1 protein-coding gene is annotated in these 231 nt (G+C 68.4%); it reads left to right on the top strand.

Annotated features, from left to right (window positions below; all coding sequences use genetic code 11):
* Positions 1-231, top strand: a 231-nt coding sequence (locus KBI52_RS00010; protein WP_210804702.1) for a transposase, incomplete at both ends; no start/stop codon positions are given.

The raw sequence follows: 231 nt of genomic DNA on the forward strand, positions 1-231 counted from the left end.
CTCTCGCCCCGGCTGGTACGCCTCATCTCTGACCTGATAGAGGACTGGCATCGGCTGGATGAGCGCATTGCCGCGGTCTCGGCCGAGATCGAGGCGCTGGCGGCTCAGGATGAGCACTGTCAGCGCCTGATGAGCGTGCCAGGGGTGGGGCCGATCATCTCGTCGGCCATGGTGGCGGCGATCGGCACCGGGGCCGGGTTCAAGCAGGGGCGGGACTTCGGGGCTTGGCTC

This window comes from Microvirga sp. HBU67558, assembly GCF_018069605.1.
GTDB classification, from domain to species: Bacteria; Pseudomonadota; Alphaproteobacteria; order Rhizobiales; family Beijerinckiaceae; genus Microvirga; species Microvirga terrae.